Genomic DNA, 17,669 nt, shown 5'->3' with positions numbered 1-17,669 from the left:
CCCATCTAGGCGATGAAAGGGTATTGCAGTTGTCATGCCACGCCTTTAACCGCCTATTTACGTGGCATTTCCCTTATTCCAAGTTGCCAGACAACGCAAAGTGTTCACCTTGTGTTGCCGTGACAACAACGGGTGCTTGCCGACAGATTTTCAGCGGCTATCAAAACGGGCCCTTCGCCACCTGGCACAGAAACTGCTCTTACTCCCTTCGACAGGCCTGACTATTCCCATAGAACGCCGAGGACCTACGATGACTTCCAAGGAATACGACGATGCGTGCGAGCCAACCCCATCCACTGCCCCTGGCGATCCGCCAGGCCGCCCTGGCCACCGTGGCCACGGCCCTGCTGGCCCCGGTCACGGCACTGGCGGCTGACCAGGCCCTTGGCACGGTCACCGTGCAAGGCAACAAGCAAACCGAAGTGCAGCAAGCGGCCAGCGCCCTGGCCGAAGTACCCGGCGGCACCAGCGTGGTCGACAGCGAAGAAGTCGCCAAGGGCCGCACTGCTACCCTGCAGGACACCCTCGCCTACCAGCCCGGCGTGTTCGTGCAGTCCACCGGTGGCAACGATGCAGCGAAGATCTCGATCCGCGGCTCCGGCGCCAACACCTCGCCGGGCTATTTTCGCGAGGGCATCAAGTTCCTCTTCGACGGCTTGCCGCTGACCGGCCCCGGCGGCACGCCCTATGAGTTCCTCAACACCAGCGGCGTCAACTACACCGAGATCCTGCGCGGCGCCAACGCCTTCCAGTACGGTGCGCTGACCCTCGGCGGCGCGGTCAACTTCGTCAACCACAGCGGCTACAGCGCCCCGGGCCTGCGCGTGCGCGCCGAGGTCGGCAGCTACCACTACCAGAAGCAGAGCATCAGCTACGGCGGAGTCGAAGGCGACCTGGACTACTACCTGCAAGCCGACAATTACCGCAACGAAGGTTACCGCGACTACAGCCTGTCGAAGAGTTCCGGCATCGTCGCCAACGCCGGCTACCGCTTCAGCCCGAAACTGGAAACCCGCCTGCTGCTGCGCTACCGCGACGAAACCCACAACGACCCCAGCGCCACTACCCTCAATGGCGCCCTGCACCACAGCCGCCGCGCCAGCGCCACCGCCGAAAGCAGCGGTGCCGGTGCGCGCCGCCCGGGCAGCATCTGGCTGGGCAGCAAGACCACCTACACCTTCGACGACGACGCGCGCCTGACCGTCGGCCTGTCGTATCACGACTACCGCCACACCAACAGCCCGCGCAGCCCGAGCAACCCCAGTTACTGGGACTGGCACGACCTCGGCCTGCTGCTGGGCTACGACCGCATCGACTACCTGTTCGGCCATGAAAGCCGCAGCAACATCGCCTTCACCTCCACCCAGCACCTGCGCGGCGGGGTGAATTCGGCCAACGACGACAAGGTGTCGCTGAAGAAGGTCGACTACAAGGACTCGTTCGACCGGGTGATCGCCCTGGGCAACGACATCAACCTGATCGACAACCTGTGGCTCACCAGCGGCGTGTCGTTCATCAACGTGCGGCGCAAGGTCGATATCGACCACGCGGTGAATGCCAATACCACCGACTTTCCGCAACACGTGGACTACGACAACTGGAGCACCGCCCCACGCATCGGCCTGCGCTACGAGTTCAGCCCCAACCTACAGCTGTTCACCAACTTCAGCCGCAGCATCGACCCGCCTGCTTCGTGGGAATACTCAGGGTCCGGCCCCGCCCTGCCCTACATCCGGCCGCTGGTGGAACAGAAAGCCAACACCTTCGAAGTCGGCATCAAGGGTTCGCACGGCATCTTCGATGGCAGCCTGGCCCTATACCGCTCGTGGATCCACGACGAGCTGCTGAACGTGCAACTGATCCCCGCCACCTCCACGGCGGCAGCGGTTACTGGCGCTTTCAACGCCTCGCCGACCATCCACCAGGGCGTCGAGGCTGGCCTCAACACCCGCCTGTGGGAGAACGCACAGGGCGACTTGGTGCGCTGGCGCCAGATGTACACCTACAACGACTTCTACTACCGGCATGACGACGCCTTCGGTGACAACCAGCTGCCGGGCGTTCCCAAACACATCTACCAGGGTGAATTGCAGTATCAGGACCACAGTGGCTGGTACACCGGTGTCAACGTGCAGTCAGCATCGCGCACGGCGGTGGACTATGCCAACACGCTGTACGCGCCTTCATACACCATTTGGGGCGCGAACCTGGGCTATGAAGCGCCAAAGGGCAACTGGAAGGTTTCGCTGGACCTGAAGAACCTGGCCAACAAGGCCTACGTCACGGCGATCACCCCGGTGTACAACGCCAACGGCCAGGACACCGCAGCATTCTGGCCCGGCGACGGGGTGGGTGCGTACGTTGGGGTGGAGGTGCGTTACTAGCGATAGGGGCGCAATGGCAAGCCCTGGTCAAAATCCAACGGTCGCCGACAATAGCCAAGTCCGGGGCGTAGACAAGGTCAGCCCCGGTTCGCTGTCATCCGACGCCCCGGCCGAAGCCCAGTAACGCTCATTCAGCACGTTCTCGACACTGGCGCGCAACGTGACCTTGGTGGCATCGAGATTGAAGGCATAGCGAGCGCCAAGGTCGAAGCGCTCCCAACCATCGATCTGCTTGCTGTTGTCCTGATCCAGGTATTGCGAGCTGGAGTGAATACCCCGCGCCGTCAAGGTCAGCCCGCCCAACCCGGGCACATCCCATTCAGCGCCGAGGTTCACGTTGTACTCCGGCGTTGCCGGGGCGCGGTTGCCATCGAAGGTGCCGCCTACGGTATCGGTCAGTTTACTGTCGATGTACATCACCCCACCCAACAGGCGAACGCCGGTGAGCGGCTCGCCGAACACGCTGAGCTCGATCCCTCGGTTGTCACGCTTGCCGTTGGGGCCGAACACGCGTGACCGGGCGTTGGTTTCATAGGCCGGCTGGCGAATGCGAAACGCGCTGGCGGTAAAGGCGACGCGACCCAGGTCGTACTTGGCCCCGACCTCGACCTGGCGGCTGGTGAACGGCGGGAAGATCTGGTCTTCGTTGACCGACGTCGAGGGTGCAATCTTGCCCTGGCTCAGGCCTTCCATGTAGTTGGCGTAGAGCGAGATCTGATCGGTGACCTTGAGCAGCACGCCGCCCGAGGGTGACACCTTTTCCTCGTCATAGGCCGTGTCGCCCTTGATGCCATTGCTCCAGTCATCCACCTGCACCCGCTGCCAGCGGGCACCGAGTGTCAGCAGCAGGCGGTCGTGGAAGAACCCCAGGGTGTCGGCCAGCGCCAGCCCGGTGAAGCGGTTTTCCGTGTAGACCTTGGGGTCGATCCGCGTCGGGGTGCCGGGCGTTGGTGTCGCGACGGGGTTGTAGAGGTTGCTGGGCGCCGAGGCATAGCGCGCGCCGCCGTTTTCGAAGTCCATGTAGAAGTACGTGGCGGCCAGGTTCAGCTCATGGCTGACCGGCCCGGTATGGAACCAGTTGCGCAGCCCCGCCATTGCGGTGCGTACGCTTTCATCGCGGGTGAAGTCGCGCGGCTGGACGGTGAAATCGCCGGCATCGTTGATGATCGAAACGTTGTGTCGCAGAAAGTCATGGTTGCTCTTGCGCGCCCCGACCGCGCCGTAGGCCAGCAGCGAATCGCTGATGTCGTACTCGGCGTTCAGCGCGCCGAAGATGTCGTTGGTGCGTGCCTGGCTCCAGGCCTGGGCGTAGTTGCGGCGTACGTCGTCGGCGTTCGGTACCTTGGCGTTGGCACCGACCAACACCCGCTCCTGCGGGGCGTCGGTGTCGCGCTCGGTGTGGCCGAGGTCGGCCGAAAGCCGCAGGCGCTCGCCGCGAAAATCCAGGCCCAGCACGGCCATCTCGCGCTCGACGCGCTGGTGATCCCATTCGGTGTCGCCGGATTGCTTCACACCGTTGAAGCGCACCCCGAACTGGTCGCCCTCGCCAAAGCGCCGACCAACATCCACCGCACCGCCCACCTGGCTATTCGAAGCGTAGCTGCCGGTAAATTCGGTGATGGGCTTGTCACCCGCGCGCTTGGGCACCACATTGATGCCGCCGCCCACGCTGCCACGCGGCGAGATGCCGTTGATCAGCTGGCTTGGCCCTTTGATGATGTCGACCCGGTCGGCCATTTCCATGTCGATGGAATAGGTGGGCAGGATGCCGTACAGGCCGTTGTAGGCAACGTCGCTGTTGAACAGGCTGAAACCGCGAATGGTGAACTGCTCGAAGCGCCCACCCGCCGGATTGGTCGCACGCACCGAGGGGTCGCTGGCGATCAGGTCGCCCAAGGTGCGAGCCTGCTGGTTCTTGACCAGGTCGCTGGTGTAGGTGGTCATGCTGAAGGGCGTGTCCATGAAGTCACGTGAACCCAGCAAACCTTGCGAACCCTGGCGCGCGACCTGACCGCCGGCGTAGGGCTGTGCTTCGCTGCCCAGCGCCTGGGTGCCAATGATGCTGGTCGGGGCGATTTCCAGCGCAGCGGCGCCCTGTGGCGCTGGCACCAGGGTGTAGGTCCCCTCGCCTACCTGCTGCAACTGCAGGCCACTGCCCTGCAGTAACTGCATGAAGCCCTCCGCTACGCTGAAGCTGCCGGACAAGCCAGCACTTTGCCGGCCATTGAGCAGTGCCGGGTCTAGCGAAAGGCTGACGCCGGCCTGGTCGGCAAACCGGGTAAGCACGGCGCCCAGGGTGCCGGCGGGCACCTGATAGGCACGCCGGGCCAGGTCATCGGCCCAGGCGGGTGAACTCATCAGCAGGCTCAAGGTGAACCCCAGGTGCATCCAGGGGCGTGGGCGGCAAGGCAGTACTGCAGGCATCGAACAAGGCTCCCGTTATTTTTTCCTACTGCTAATGACCGGCGAGTGGAAAAAAGGGGACAGCCTCACGCGCGATTTTCTCGCGCAGCCAACGTGACCCAGTAACGGGTGCGCGCATGCACCTCCAACGGCAGGCTGGCTGCCAGCAGCGATAGCACGCGGTCCGTGTCGTCGAGGCGGAAGGTGCCGGTGACACGTAGGGTTTCCAGGGCCGGCTCCCAGCGCAAAAGCCCGGCTCGGTACCTGCGCAACTCTCTCAACAGGTCGCCCAGTGGCCGATCGTCGAGCCTCAGCACCCCGTCGCGCCACCCCAGCAGCCCATCATCCGAAGCAGTGACCGGGCCAATGCCTGCGGCCTGCAGGTTGGCCTGCTGCCCCGCCGCCAGCGCCAAGGTAGAACCTCGCAGCGGTTTCAGGGTAGCCATGCCGTTGAGCACCGACACCTGGCAAGCCTGATCGAACAGACGCACGCAGACCTCGGCAGCGCTGACCGTGACCTGACCGAAAGGCACCTGCACGGAAATGTCCAAGCCGTTGGGGACGGTGACGGCCACCTCGCCGCGTACCAGCGTCAGCCGTCGCGCAGCCAGATCGATGTTGACTGCACTGTCGGTGTTCAACTGCAAGGCCGTGCCGTCGCTCAATTGCAGTCGCCTGCGCTCACCCACAGCGGTGTGCAGGTCGGCGGTCCACACATCCAATGGCATCTGCCGGCCAATTAACCAGGTGGCGGGGACCAAAGCCGCCACACCCAGCGCTTGCTTGAGCAGTGCACGACGGCCGACATCCGGGCGGTCCAGCGTGGCCATGGCCAGCCCGCCCGGCAACTGGGCAAAACGCTGGCGCAGCAACAGCGCCTTTTGCCAGGCACTTTCGTGCTGGCTGCTGCTGGCGCGCCACTGCTGCAAACGCTGCAGCTCGCCTTCGCTGGCCGTGCCAGAATCGAGCAGCGCCAGCCAGCGCGCTGCCGCGCGCACCACTTCGCGCGCATCAGGGGAATGCGCTGGCATTACAGATCCGCCAACAGGCAGTGCTCGTACGCCTGCGCCATGTAGCGTTTGACGGTGCGCTCGGAGACATTGAGACGTTTGGCGATTTCGCAGTAGCCCAGGCCTTCCAGCTGGCTCCAGAGAAACGCCTTGCGCACTGGGGCTTTCAAGCCGTCGAGTAATTCGTCGAGTGCTTGCAGGGTTTCCAGCAGAATCCAACGCTGCTCCGGGGACGGCAGGCTTTGTTCAGGCAATTGTGCCAAGGCGTCCAGATAGGCCTGCTCCAGGCTGCGGCGTTTGTGGAAATTGCTCAGCAGTCGCTTGCCGACGGTCAACAGATAGGCACGCGGCTCGCGGATTTCAGCCAGTGGCTGGGCACTGGCCAGCACTTTGAGGAAGGTGTCCTGGCTCAGGTCGGCCGCATCCCAGGCATTGCCCATGCGCCGGCGCAACCAGGCCTCCAGCCAGCCACGGTGCTCGCGATACAGGGTAGGCAGGCTGTGCTCCGGGGGTGTGGCGGCTTCGATCATGGGAAAGCCCTGAAGTGGCGCAAATAGAAGTGATTCTAATTTACGCCGCAGCCCAGGTCCAAGCGGTTTGTGCAGCAGGCGTCAAGTCACTGCGACAGACTGCGACTCAACGCATGCACCTGCGGCCGTGTACGCCAAATCACGGTCATCAACAGCCCAACCCCCGCCATCATCGCCCCGGCCAGCGAAATCGCCGAGTAGCCCAGGCCTGCATTTATCACCGCGCCACCCAGTGCAGCGCCGATGGCGTTGCCGAGGTTGAACGCGCCAATGTTCACTGCTGACGCCAGGTTGGGTGCATCTTTGGCAGTCTCCATCACCCGCATCTGCAGCGGCGGTACCAGGGCGAAACTGGCCGCGCCCCAGACCAGAATGGCCACGGCAGTCGGCAGCGGCCAGTCCAGTACCAGTGGGAACACCAGCAACACCGCGATCAGCATCGCCAGCGAGACCATCAACGTACGGTCGACCGAGCGATCCGCCGCTTTGCCACCCCACACGTTACCCAAGGTCAGGCCGACACCGAATAGCACCAACATGGCGGTGATGAACGTAGTGGAGGCCCCCGATTCACTGCGCAGGATCGGCGCGATGTAGGTGAATACGGTGAACATCGCACTGGAGCCGACCACCGTCAGCGCCAGCGCCGACAGCACCGGCCCGCGCGTCAGGACGCGGATCTCGGCCAGCGCGCCATTGCTCGCAGGCAGCTTCAGCTCAGGCAAGGCGAACCACAGTGCGACCATTGTCAGCAGGCCAAGGCCGGCAATGCCCCAGAATGCCGTGCGCCAACCCATCAGTTCACCGAACCAGGTGGCCAACGGCACGCCGCCGATGGTGGCGATTGTCAGCCCCATGAACATCGCCGCCACGGCACCCGCGCGTTTTTCCGGGGGCACCACGCTGGCCGCTACGATCGAGCCGACACCAAAGAATGCGCCGTGGTTGAGCGAGGTCACCACCCGGGCGATGAGCAGGCTCTGGTAATCGGTGGCCAGCGCCGACATCAGGTTGCCCAGGGTGAAAATCGCCATCAGCCCGATCAACAGGTAACGCCGCGGAATCTTGCCGGTGGCCAAGGTCATCAACGGTGCACCGATCAGCACGCCGATCGCGTAAGCACTGACCAACAGCCCGGCGGCGGGAATCGACACACCGAGATCGGCGGCGATACTGGGCAACATGCCCATGGGCGCGAACTCGGTGACGCCGATGCCAAAGGCACCGACTGCGAGTGCGACGAGAGGTGGATTGATACGCATGGGGAAGCTCCTAATCTGTGCCCGGAATGCTACGATTCGAGCCTTCGAAGCACTAGATGGCGTTTCTGGAAACCACCTTTGCGCAAGAGGCACAAATGGAATACAACGGCCGGTCCGGTGAGATGGAGGTTTTTGCCAAGGTGGTGGACGAAGGCAGCCTGTCGGCCGCAGCCCGAGCGCTGGGTCTGACCCCTTCGGCCGTCAGCCGGATCATCGCGCGCACCGAACAGCGCCTGGGCACCCGCCTGCTGTTGCGCACCACCCGGGCGATCACCCTCACGGCCGAGGGCGACGCGTATTTGCGCGGCGCCCGACGCATCCTGGCGGACATGCTCGAAGTCGAAGAAGCCATCACCGATCAGGGCGTACCGAGGGGACGGCTGAGGGTGAGCGCCGCCCTAGGCCACGGCCGCCAGACGGTGGTGCCGCTGGTGGCTGCGTTCAGTGCGCGGTATCCGCAGGTGCTGGTCGACCTGACGCTGAGTGATGAAGTCACCGACATCCTCGGCGGCCAGGCAGATGTCGCCTTGCGTTTCGGCCACCTGCCCGACAGCTCCCTGAGTGCGCGCTTCATCGGCGACACTGGCGAAGTGATCGTTGCCTCGCCGGCGTACCTTGAGCGTTGCGGTACACCCGAGCAACCGGAAGACCTCGCACGGCACAACTGCCTGCGCTTCAACTTCCGCCGTGCGGTGTCCGAGTGGCCGTTTCTTCGCAACGGGCAGGCCTTTTCACTGAAGGTGGCCGGCACTATCGAATGCAGCAGCGGTGAGGCCCTGGCGCAACTGGCCAAGATTGGGGCCGGTATTGCGCGCATCGGCACCTTCACGGTTGCCGATGAACTTGAAAGCGGCGAGCTGATACCGCTGCTGGAGGCCTACAATCCGGGTGACAGGGAGCCAATCCATGCCGTGTTCGTGGGCGGCCCGGCGATGCCGGCGCGGGTGCGGGTATTCGTGGACTTTCTGGTGCAGCACCATCAGGGCTGGCCCTTTGGCGCCAATCATCCATAGTGAACGTCTGAAGCCGCACGACCTCCCAGTAATGCAGGGCGAACGGCACACTGCTCATTCATACTTCTGTCCGGATAGCGGTTTCACGATGACGCTGATCGCCAATCTGCAGCACCCGGCAAATGTACTCGTCTGTGGCGCCAGCCAAGGCATCGGTCTGGCCCTCTGCGAAGCACTATTGGCACGCGATGATGTGGCAACGGTCTGGGCCGTGTCGCGCCAAGCCAGCGCTAGCGTTGCCTTGGCCACACTCGCTGCAGCCCATGGAGGACGTCTGGTAGCGTTCGATTGCGATGCCCGGCGCGAACAATCGCTTGCCGAACTCGCCCGCGAGGTCGGCCACCAGTGTGCAAACCTTCATTTGGTGATCAGCACCTTGGGCATTCTGCAGCAGGACGGCGCCAAGGCCGAAAAGGCCTTGGCGCAACTCGACCTGGAACGCATGCAGGCCACTTTTTCCACCAATGCATTCGCGCCGATCCTGTTGCTCAAACACCTGTTGCCGTTGTTACGCAAGCAACCCTGCACCTTCGCTGCACTGTCGGCGAGAGTGGGCTCCATCGGCGACAACCGCTTGGGCGGCTGGTACAGCTATCGCGCAAGCAAGGCAGCCTTGAACCAGTTGATGCGTACCGCCAGCATCGAGCTCAAACGTCTCAACCCTGCTTCCACGGTGCTATTGCTGCACCCTGGCACTACCGATACTCGGCTTTCAGCGCCATTTCAGGCAAACGTGCCGGTCGAGCAATTGTTCCAACCTGCCTATGCCGCGCAGTGCATGCTTGAGCAGGTCGCTCGTCATGGCGCGGCGGATAGCGGTAACTTCTGGGCATGGGACGGTCAGCCGATCCCTTGGTAACCATGCAGCCCTCCTTCTGCGCTTAAGCTGTTACAGATCACATCAACCAACGCCTGCACTTTTGGCAGCGACTGCCGGCTGGTGAGCCAGGCGACGTGGATGGGCAACCCGCGCGTGGTGAGGCCTGGCAGGATAGGCACCAGCGTGCCAGCGTCGAGCTGCTCCTGAACCAGCCAGGTCGGCAGTTGGGCGATGCCCAAGCCTGCGAGCACCATCGCCAGTTGCCCCTCGGCATTGCCAATGGCTATGCGGCCCGCCACCACACGTTGCTCGCTGCCCTCGGCCTGCGCGCCGGGAAAGTGCAACGGGTAGACACCACCGTCTGTTCTGCCGTAGAGCACGCAGCCGTGCTCGTGCAGCTCACGCTCCGAACGGGGCTCGCCGTGCCGCTTCAGGTAGTCGGGCGTGGCGCAGAATATCTGCCGCTGCACACCGATCAGCCGGCGCTCCACGCCATTGGGCCAAATATCCGGGCCACCGATACGCACCAGAATGTCGATATCGTCCTCGACCTGATCGACGAAGCGGTCTGTAAGGGTGATGTGCGGCAACAGCAGCGTGTGCTCAGCAATGAAGTCGATCAGCAGCGGAAGGACGCGGAGCTTGCCATACGAGGCGGGTAGATCGATGCGCAGGCGGCCGCGCGGTTCGGTCTGGTCACTGTGCATCTCCATCTCGGCTTCGTCGAGGTCGGCCATGATGCCCTTGCAGGTTCGGTAGTAGTTGCGTCCGGCGTCGGTCAACGCAAGGCGGCGTGTGCTGCGCTCGAACAGCCTGGCCTGCAACCGCTGCTCCAGCCGCGCGACGCTCTTGCTGATGGCGGAGGTGGTCAAGTGCATGCGTTCGGCAGCCGCCGTAAAGCTGCCCGCCTCTGCCACGCAAATGAAAACCGCCAGCCCTTTCAGGCGTTGTTCGTTATGCACCCTGCACACCCATTATGGAATTTTATTCCTGGCAATTATTGCCTAAATGCCGCAGATGATCATTTTATTCCAAGGTACTCTCGCGTCCTTATTTCAATGTTTGGAGTACACCCTCATGCAGGCCACCACTGCGCCCTCGTCGGGTACGGCAGATGCCCAGGCAGGCAGCAGCATTCTGATCCTCACGATCGCTGCATTCGCTGTGCTGACTACCGAATTCATCATTCTCGGCATCTTGCCGGGGCTCGCGCGTGAGTTGGATATCAGCATCGCCAAAGCCGGCCAACTGGTGACTGTGTTTGCCTTCACCGTGATGCTGGTGGGGCCATTCCTTACCGCCGCGATCTCGCATTGGGATCGCAAGAAACTGTTTTTGGCCATCGTGCTGATCTTTGCCGTTTCCAATGGCCTGTCTGCTGTGGCCACGAACTTCTGGACAATGGCGTTCTCGCGCATTCTGGCAGCGGCCTTGCTCCCCGTGTTCTGGGGCACGGCCAGTGAATCAGCCGCTCAGTTGGCGGGTAAAGGCAATGAAGGCAAGGCGGTGGCCCAGGTGTACATGGGCATCACGGCGGCCTTCGTGTTCGGCATTCCCCTTGGCACACTGGCGGCCACCACAGTCGGCTGGCGAGCCACGTTCATGCTGATCGCTGGGCTGTGCCTGGTCATTGCCTTGCTGATGTGGATGTTCATGCCGTCGCTGCCGAGTGCCCCGAAACGGGCTGCAGGGGAGCGCCAGTCCGTCATTCTGCAAGACCCGAAATTCCTCCTGCACGTGCTGCTGTCGGTCGTGGTGTTCACGGCAATGTTCAGCGCCTACACCTACCTGGCCGACATTCTGGAGCGCCTCGCTCACGTTCCGAGCGCGCAGGTGGGCTGGTGGTTGATGGGCTTTGGCGCAGTCGGCATGCTGGGCAATGCCCTCGGCGGCCGACTGGTTGACCGCAGCCCGCTTGGGGCGACCGTGCTGCTGTTGGCGTTACTGGGTGCCGGGATGGCCTGCGTAGCACCGGCAATCGATACTCTGTGGTTGCTGTTGGTGGCGCTTGGGGCATGGGGTATCGCCTATACCGCGTTGTTCCCGGTGTGCCAAGTGCGGGTGATGAGCGCAGGCAGCAAGGCCCAGGCGCTGGCTGGGACGCTGAATGTATCGGCGGCCAACGGCGGAATTGGTATCGGTGCTGCGATTGGTGGGACGACCATCGAGCATATGGGCCTTGCATCGCTCGGCGGGGTAGGCGCAGTGATTGCGGCGCTGGCGACGGTACTTGCGTTGGTGCTGATGGTTTGCAAGTGACTTGAGCGACCGTGGACGCGACTCAGGCGACGCGTTAGGTGGCACCGGTTTCGCCGGTGCCACCGGCGGTATTGCGTTCACACGTCAGTCGGCAAAATTGATCACCATCCGGCCTTTGATCTTCCCTTCCAGCATTTCTTCAAAAATGTCGTTGATATCTTCGATCGGCCGCAGCGTCACCTTCGGCACCACCTTGCCTTGCGCGGCAAACTCGAAAGCTTCAGCGAGATCCTGCCGGGTACCGACCAACGAACCGATCACTTCGATGCCGTCGAGCACCAACCGGGGAATGTCCAGGCTCATGGCTTCCGGTGGCAGGCCGACAGCAACCAGCCGCCCACCGGCACGCAGTGCATCCACCGCAGAATTGAAGGCGCTCTTCGACACTGCCGTGACCACTGCCGCGTGTGCACCTCCGGTCTTGGCCTGGATGACCTTGGCCACCTCTTCACTGCGCGCATTGACCACCAGGTCGGCCCCCATCTCACGGGCGAAAGCCAGTTGCTCATCATTGACATCAATGGCGATGACCCGTGCATTGAAGACATTCTTCGCATACTGCAGCGCCAGATTCCCCAGCCCGCCCAAACCATAGATGGCGATCCACTGCCCGGGGCGGATGTTGGACGACTTGATCGCCTTGTACGTCGTCACCCCCGCGCAGGTAATGCTGCTGGCAGCCGCGGAATCGAGCCCGTCCGGCACTTTTACCGCGTAGTCCGCTACCACGATGCACTCTTCGGCCATGCCGCCGTCCACCGTGTAACCGGAGTTCTTCACCTCGCGGCACAGCGTCTCGTTCCCGCTGTTGCAGTACTCGCAGTGCCCACAGCCCTGGAAGAACCACGCCACGCTGGCCCGGTCGCCCGGTTTGAGCGAGGTAACACCCGGCCCGACTTCCACCACCACACCAATGCCTTCGTGGCCGAGGGTCACGCCGGTCTTGTCACCGAAATCGCCATTCTTGACGTGCAGGTCGGTGTGGCAGACGCCACAGCACTGCATCTTCAGCAACGCTTCACCGTGGGCTAGTGGGCGCAGGGTCTTGTCCACCACGTCCACGCGACGCCCTTTGGCAACAACAGCAGCTTTCATGGGATGCCTCCTTGTTTACCTGAGTGAGGTGAGTCGAAGGCTTCAGCATAGCGGCGGATGTGCGCGAGGGATTGCTTCAGGTCAGGGCAAATCAAGGTACACTGCCCGCCGTCAAGGAAGCCGACAGGACAAGGAATGCCCTCCCCCTCTTCTACCCCGCGACCCGCCACACGCCAGACGCTGGTGCGCTGGCTGCAGGCCGCAGCGCTTACCCATCTGCTGGTTGCCCTGTGCCTGACCTGGGCCGGCCATAGCCCACTGCTGGGCAGCTATCAATTGAGTGTCGAGCAGGCCTTCTGGGGCCAGGCGGCGCCAGCGGCCGCCCGCGAGCAACAGGTCTGGTGGTTGGCGCTGTTTGGCGCCACCTTGCAAAGCTACTCGCTGTACATGCTCGGCCTGATCCACCTGGGTGACCGGCTACGCAGCCACAACGCCTGGGCATGGCTGGCGTTCGGCATCGTGCTGTGGGCACCGCAGGACATGCTGCTGTCGCTGCAGGCGGGCATGTGGTCGCACCTGGTCATCGACGGCCTGGCGTTGCTCGCCCTGTTGCCACCGCTACTGTGGCTGTACCGCCACGACCGCCCCACCTCCACTTTGAAAGGACTCGAACGTGGCTGAACTGCCGATCCTGACCTGGGCCCTCAACCTGCTGCTGATTCAAGGGTTGCTTGGCGCGCTGGACACCCTCTACCACCATGAACTGACGGTAGCCCTGCCTCGGCGCCATGGCGCACGGCTGGAACTGGCGATTCACGCCGTGCGCTCGTGCTGCTACGGCGTGCTGTTTTTGGGCATCGCCCATGTGGCCTTCCAGGGCGTCTGGGCGATTATCGTGGCGGTGGTATTCACCCTGGAAATCGGCCTGACGCTGTGGGACTTCGTGGTCGAGGACCGCAGCCGCAAGCTGCCGGCGATCGAGCGCATCATGCACACTGTGCTGGCGATCAACGCCGGGGCCTTCTTCGCCTTGTACGGCCTGCAGCTGCTGCAATGGGCGAGCCTGCCCAGCGGCCTGGTCGCCATCGACCTCGGCTGGCGCGGCTGGTTGCTGACGCTGTTCGCGCTGGGCGTGACTGCGTCCGGTATCCGCGATGCGCTGGCCAGCCTGCGCCTGCAACGCCAGGGGCAGCCGGTCAATCCGTTTGCCGGTGGCGCCTATAAGCAGGTGCTGGTCACCGGCGGCACCGGTTTTATCGGCGAGACGCTGGTCAACCAACTGCTCGACGCCGGCCACAGCGTCAGCGTACTGGCCCGCGATCCACTGCGCGCCGCCTACCTGTTCGACGGCCGCGCGCGCTGCCTGCGCAGCCTCGACAAGCTCGGCCATGACGAACGCTTCGACGTGGTGATTAACCTGGCCGGCGCCCCGGTTGCAGGGCCGCGCTGGACTGCGCGCCGCCAGGCCCAATTGCTGGCCAGCCGGGTGGGCACCACCGAAGCGCTGCTGCGCTGGATGACCCAGGCTCGGCACAAACCGGCATTGTGGATCCAGGCCTCGGCCATCGGCTATTACGGCGTGCGTGACAGCAGCCTGCAACTGGATGAAAGCGCCAGCAAGGGTGAGGGTTTCATGGCCGAACTGTGCGCACGCTGGGAGGCGGCGGCCAGCCCGGCGAGTACGCTCGGCGCGCGCCAGGTGGTGCTGCGCCTGGGCGTGGTGTTCGGCCCTGGCGGTGCGCTGACCCCACTGTTGATGCCGTTCCGCCTGGGCCTGGGTGGTCGTATGGGTGACGGCCAGCAGGTCATGAGCTGGGTGCACCGTGACGATGTGCTGGCCGTGATGGCGCGTGCCATCGCCGACAGAGACATGCGCGGCACCTACAATCTGGTCGCCCCCGAGCCGGTCAGCCAGGGCACCTTCGCGCAAACCGCTGGCCAACTGCTCAAGCGCCCTGTGTGGCTGCACGTGCCAGCCGCTCCAGTGCGTGCCCTGGCTGGCGAAATGGCCGAGTTGTTTTTTGAAGGACAACGGGTAATACCGAGCCGGCTGCAACAGGCAGGCTACCGCTTCCGCTACCCAACCCTGGACAGCGCGCTGCGCGACCTGGCCTGAGGAACAACGATGAGCAAGCCGTTGTTATACCTGCTGGCCGGCAATGGCAGCGCCGCCGACTGGTGGGACGATGCGCTGCCGCACTTCAGGCATTACCAGGTGCGGACGCTGGAACTGCCCGGCTTCGGCGACAACCCGCTGCCGCCCTGCGACAGCCTGGATGAGTACGCGCAGGCCCTGCTGAGCATGACCGGGCGTGGCCACGCGATCATGGCCGTGGGCGTCAGCGCATTGATCGTGCTGCATGCGTTGCAACGCCGACCCGGGCATTTCAGCCGCAGCGTACTGCTGGCGCCGGTCGGTGCTTTTCTCTGGCAACGCCGGCTGCCGGCACTGATGTCGCCGCTGCCGTTGCGCAAGACCATCCATTGGCTGCTCAGTCATCGTCCACAGTGGTTCGCCCGCAAATTTTCCAGCCAGCGCTGGACACCCGCCCAATACCAGCGCATGGGTGCGGGCTACGCCCGCTGCCGAGCGTTCGTACCCTCCTGGGAACAGCTGCGCGCCGACACCGCACTGCCACTGCTGGAGTGGGTCACTGACCCGGTCGAGCTGGTATGGGGTGACCAGGATCGAATGCTGGGCATCGCCCAGGCTGCCGCGTGGTCGGCGATCCTCGCCCGCGCCGACCTGCGCATCAACTTGCGACCCGGCTGGGGACACTACCCCTGGATCGATGCGCCAGCCGATTTCGCCACTTGGCTGGAATCGGGCGCACAGGGTTTCGTCGCCCATACCAAAGGCGGCCGCCTGCAGCTCGCGGCACTGGCCGGCCAACCGGTACCCGAAGCCCTGAACCTGAGCGACAGCAGCGACACACGCCTCCCCCTGCTGCTGGCCTCGGCGCCGGATACCCTGTGGGCCGTGCGCTCCTCCAGCTACGCCGAAGACCAGGCCGATGCCGCCAATGCCGGCCTCAGCACCACGTACCTGCGCGTGCCCAGCGACGCCGTCGTCGACCGCGTCAACGCGCTGCGTGCGTCCGGTGTCGAAGAAGTGGTGGTGCAGCGCTTCATCAAGCCGACGGTGTCCGGCATCGCCTTCGTACGCCACCTTTGCGTGGAACTGGAATGGATCGAAGGCCACCTGGAAGCCCTGGCTGACGGCCAGGCCACCCCGCACCGCGCGACGCTTTCACGCCTGGGCACAGCCTGGCAAAACGGCCAGTTTGCCGACTTGCATGGCCTGACAGCCACTGCCGTGTGGGACTTCCTGCAAGCGGTGCTGAAGGTCTTCCACTACGTCCCCGGCGATATCGAATGGGCCTGGGACGGTCAGCAACTTTGGCTGCTGCAATACCGCCCGATCAGCGAGCATGGCTGGCGTCGGCATCTAACCTCGGCCAACATCGCCGAAATCCTGCCGCCTCAGCCCAGCCGCTTCGTCGAGTACGCCCAGCGCCGCGCCGCCGCCAGCATCCCGGCAATCATGGCGCGCTGGGACAGCCGCGTACTGCAGGACAACGAACCCTTCACCGCCGTGTTCGGCGGCGCCTCCTACATCAACAACGACCTGTTCCTCGCGCGCCTGGCCGACTGGGGCATTTCGGCCGCCAGCTATGCCGGCGAAGTCGGCGGCGCCACGCCTACCCTGCCCTGGCGCCCGTTGCGCCTGCTGCGCTCGTTGCCGCGTCTATGGCGCATGCAGCGGGCCGCCCGCAGTCACCTGCAGGCCCTGGCCCCTGGCCTGCAACGTTTTGATGAAGAACTGGCGCAACTGCAAGCCGCGGGTGCCGATGGCCAGCAACTGGCCGATTGGTTCAGCCGTTTCTATGTCTTCGTGGTGCAGGGCAACCTGTGCATCGCCACAGCGCTAGCCAGCAGTGGTGGAGCATGGCTGGGCCGGCCCGCGACTGCGTACGACGACCTGGAGCACTGCCCACACCGCTTGCCTTGGGAGACCGACCCCGGCACCGAGCGTCCGGCACCGACAGAGTTGCCTCTGCAAACACTGCCGGCATGGCCGCGCCACGTCAGCCTAGCGCACCGCTTCGGCCTGCCAGGCCTGCGCGGTTACTACCTGCAGGTACGCGAGTGGTACCGCGATAACCTGATGCGGATTTTCTTCCGCGTCCACCACGCCATGCCGGTTACCGAGCGCGGCCAGTGGTTTGCCGCGCATCCCGATGTACGCAGCCGCGACGGCAGCTTCTGGCAGGACGGCAGCCAGGGCAGCGAACAAGCCGCCGGCTTCATGATCTACCCGGGCCAAGTGCAAGGCATCCTTGGCCAGGACATCCTCCTGGAAGACACCCTCGACCCCGGCCGCCATGCCCACTACCAGGCTGCGCAAGCCGTGATTGCGCGCATGGGTGGGCGGCTGTCGCATGGTTCGACGTTGTTGCGCGAGCTGCGCAAGCCTTCGGCGGTGCTGCCACAGGTGAACCGGGCGTGGCTTGGCCGCGCGGTGGAGTACCGGGACGGCGAGTTGCGGTTGATCGAAGAGGCTGATTGATGGAAGGATTTTCAATGATGCGATGGATTGCCAGAAGCGCCGTGCTGACACTGGCACTGATGGTCAGCGGCTGTTGGAGCCTGGTGGCTCATATGGATGGTGAGCGCTGTGTGTACCCGGGCACACGTTTTGGCTGGAACTTTGCCATGCAGAATGGCGGTACCGGGGGCTGGGTTTTCCTGATCGATACGCCCTTCTCCTTCGCGCTGGATACGGTGTTGCTGCCATACGACCTGACGGCTTTTCTCCCCGAGGATATGGGTGGGGACCATCGCGAATGCAATGTGGATGGCACAATCCACGTGATGTAGGGCAGCCCGTGCGCGAAGGATTGTCGTTCAGTATGGCGGCAGCTGCCCTATCATGGTCGCTGCGCCTTTTTT

The 17,669-nt window shown here is 63.9% G+C and carries 14 protein-coding genes; 8 read left to right on the top strand and 6 right to left on the bottom strand.

The window, feature by feature from the left end:
- Positions 1 to 272: 272 nt before the first annotated feature.
- The gene (locus tag ACIQUF_RS01300; protein WP_403127178.1) at positions 273 to 2,384 is read left to right on the top strand and encodes a TonB-dependent receptor family protein; all 2,112 of its coding nucleotides are present in this window, start codon (positions 273 to 275) and stop codon (positions 2,382 to 2,384) included.
- A gap of 27 nt (positions 2,385 to 2,411) precedes the next feature.
- Here the strand turns inward: ACIQUF_RS01300 and ACIQUF_RS01295 are convergent, their stop codons facing one another.
- The 4 genes from ACIQUF_RS01295 to ACIQUF_RS01280 form a co-directional block, all read right to left on the bottom strand.
- Complete coding sequence (locus ACIQUF_RS01295) at positions 2,412 to 4,808, bottom strand: TonB-dependent siderophore receptor (RefSeq protein WP_403127175.1); 2,397 nt, start codon at positions 4,806 to 4,808, stop codon at positions 2,412 to 2,414.
- 65 nt (positions 4,809 to 4,873) lie between these two features.
- Positions 4,874 to 5,818: a FecR domain-containing protein gene (locus ACIQUF_RS01290; RefSeq protein WP_403127173.1), complete on the bottom strand. Its 945-nt coding sequence runs from the start codon at positions 5,816 to 5,818 to the stop codon at positions 4,874 to 4,876.
- Positions 5,818 to 6,327, bottom strand: coding sequence for a sigma-70 family RNA polymerase sigma factor (locus ACIQUF_RS01285; protein WP_403127170.1), 510 nt, complete (start codon positions 6,325 to 6,327; stop codon positions 5,818 to 5,820). The genes ACIQUF_RS01290 and ACIQUF_RS01285 overlap by 1 nt, the downstream gene beginning before the upstream one ends.
- Before the next feature lie 86 nt (positions 6,328 to 6,413).
- A complete protein-coding gene (locus tag ACIQUF_RS01280) occupies positions 6,414 to 7,589 on the bottom strand; it encodes an MFS transporter (protein ID WP_403127167.1) in 1,176 nt (391 codons plus the stop codon).
- A 95-nt stretch (positions 7,590 to 7,684) separates the two neighbouring features.
- Between ACIQUF_RS01280 and ACIQUF_RS01275 the strand changes: the two genes are divergently transcribed.
- Together ACIQUF_RS01275 and ACIQUF_RS01270 are read left to right on the top strand one after the other, a co-directional pair.
- Positions 7,685 to 8,602, top strand: a complete 918-nt coding sequence (locus tag ACIQUF_RS01275) for a LysR family transcriptional regulator (RefSeq protein WP_403127164.1) — start codon at positions 7,685 to 7,687, stop codon at positions 8,600 to 8,602.
- 88 nt (positions 8,603 to 8,690) lie between these two features.
- Positions 8,691 to 9,461: an SDR family NAD(P)-dependent oxidoreductase gene (locus tag ACIQUF_RS01270; RefSeq protein ID WP_403127161.1), complete on the top strand. Its 771-nt coding sequence runs from the start codon at positions 8,691 to 8,693 to the stop codon at positions 9,459 to 9,461.
- Here the strand turns inward: ACIQUF_RS01270 and ACIQUF_RS01265 are convergent.
- Positions 9,443 to 10,384 (bottom strand): LysR family transcriptional regulator, encoded by a 942-nt coding sequence (locus ACIQUF_RS01265; RefSeq protein WP_403127156.1) that lies wholly within the window; start codon positions 10,382 to 10,384, stop codon positions 9,443 to 9,445. The genes ACIQUF_RS01270 and ACIQUF_RS01265 overlap by 19 nt on opposite strands.
- Before the next feature lie 115 nt (positions 10,385 to 10,499).
- Here ACIQUF_RS01265 and ACIQUF_RS01260 point away from each other — a divergent pair, with 115 nt between their 5' ends.
- Complete coding sequence (locus tag ACIQUF_RS01260) at positions 10,500 to 11,681, top strand: MFS transporter (protein WP_403127153.1); 1,182 nt, start codon at positions 10,500 to 10,502, stop codon at positions 11,679 to 11,681.
- Between the two features lie 84 nt (positions 11,682 to 11,765).
- Here ACIQUF_RS01260 and adhP read toward each other — a convergent pair whose 3' ends face one another.
- Positions 11,766 to 12,776 (bottom strand): alcohol dehydrogenase AdhP, encoded by a 1,011-nt coding sequence (gene adhP / locus ACIQUF_RS01255; RefSeq protein ID WP_403127150.1) that lies wholly within the window; start codon positions 12,774 to 12,776, stop codon positions 11,766 to 11,768.
- Between the two features lie 135 nt (positions 12,777 to 12,911).
- Here adhP and ACIQUF_RS01250 point away from each other — a divergent pair, with 135 nt between their 5' ends.
- From ACIQUF_RS01250 to ACIQUF_RS01235, 4 genes are read left to right on the top strand one after another with little or no spacing between them, the layout of a single operon-like run.
- Complete coding sequence (locus tag ACIQUF_RS01250) at positions 12,912 to 13,397, top strand: cell division protein (RefSeq protein WP_403127147.1); 486 nt, start codon at positions 12,912 to 12,914, stop codon at positions 13,395 to 13,397.
- A complete protein-coding gene (locus ACIQUF_RS01245) occupies positions 13,390 to 14,832 on the top strand; it encodes a TIGR01777 family oxidoreductase (protein WP_403127144.1) in 1,443 nt (480 codons plus the stop codon). The genes ACIQUF_RS01250 and ACIQUF_RS01245 overlap by 8 nt, the downstream gene beginning before the upstream one ends.
- 9 nt (positions 14,833 to 14,841) lie before the next feature.
- Complete coding sequence (locus ACIQUF_RS01240) at positions 14,842 to 17,286, top strand: alpha/beta hydrolase (protein ID WP_403127142.1); 2,445 nt, start codon at positions 14,842 to 14,844, stop codon at positions 17,284 to 17,286.
- 14 nt (positions 17,287 to 17,300) lie between these two features.
- On the top strand, positions 17,301 to 17,597 hold the full coding sequence (locus ACIQUF_RS01235) for a YceK/YidQ family lipoprotein (RefSeq protein WP_403127139.1): 297 nt from the start codon (positions 17,301 to 17,303) through the stop codon (positions 17,595 to 17,597).
- Positions 17,598 to 17,669: the final 72 nt, after the last annotated feature.

Origin of the sequence: Pseudomonas sp. NPDC090233 (genome assembly GCF_044772285.1) — a bacterium.
GTDB lineage: Bacteria > Pseudomonadota > Gammaproteobacteria > Pseudomonadales > Pseudomonadaceae > Aquipseudomonas.
Note: the sequence above shows the minus strand (reverse complement) of the source record. Positions and strands in the feature narration are given on the sequence as shown.

Excerpts from the sequence above, each read along its gene's own strand:
- ACIQUF_RS01300 (WP_403127178.1), top strand. The coding sequence starts at position 273 with ATGCGTGCGAGCCAACCCCATCCACTGCCCCTGGCGATCCGCCAGGCC.
- ACIQUF_RS01295 (WP_403127175.1), bottom strand. The coding sequence starts at position 4,808 with ATGCCTGCAGTACTGCCTTGCCGCCCACGCCCCTGGATGCACCTGGGG.
- ACIQUF_RS01290 (WP_403127173.1), bottom strand. The coding sequence starts at position 5,818 with ATGCCAGCGCATTCCCCTGATGCGCGCGAAGTGGTGCGCGCGGCAGCG.
- ACIQUF_RS01285 (WP_403127170.1), bottom strand. The coding sequence starts at position 6,327 with ATGATCGAAGCCGCCACACCCCCGGAGCACAGCCTGCCTACCCTGTAT.
- ACIQUF_RS01280 (WP_403127167.1), bottom strand. The coding sequence starts at position 7,589 with ATGCGTATCAATCCACCTCTCGTCGCACTCGCAGTCGGTGCCTTTGGC.
- ACIQUF_RS01275 (WP_403127164.1), top strand. The coding sequence starts at position 7,685 with ATGGAATACAACGGCCGGTCCGGTGAGATGGAGGTTTTTGCCAAGGTG.
- ACIQUF_RS01270 (WP_403127161.1), top strand. The coding sequence starts at position 8,691 with ATGACGCTGATCGCCAATCTGCAGCACCCGGCAAATGTACTCGTCTGT.
- ACIQUF_RS01260 (WP_403127153.1), top strand. The coding sequence starts at position 10,500 with ATGCAGGCCACCACTGCGCCCTCGTCGGGTACGGCAGATGCCCAGGCA.
- adhP (WP_403127150.1), bottom strand. The coding sequence starts at position 12,776 with ATGAAAGCTGCTGTTGTTGCCAAAGGGCGTCGCGTGGACGTGGTGGAC.
- ACIQUF_RS01250 (WP_403127147.1), top strand. The coding sequence starts at position 12,912 with ATGCCCTCCCCCTCTTCTACCCCGCGACCCGCCACACGCCAGACGCTG.
- ACIQUF_RS01240 (WP_403127142.1), top strand. The coding sequence starts at position 14,842 with ATGAGCAAGCCGTTGTTATACCTGCTGGCCGGCAATGGCAGCGCCGCC.
- ACIQUF_RS01235 (WP_403127139.1), top strand. The coding sequence starts at position 17,301 with ATGATGCGATGGATTGCCAGAAGCGCCGTGCTGACACTGGCACTGATG.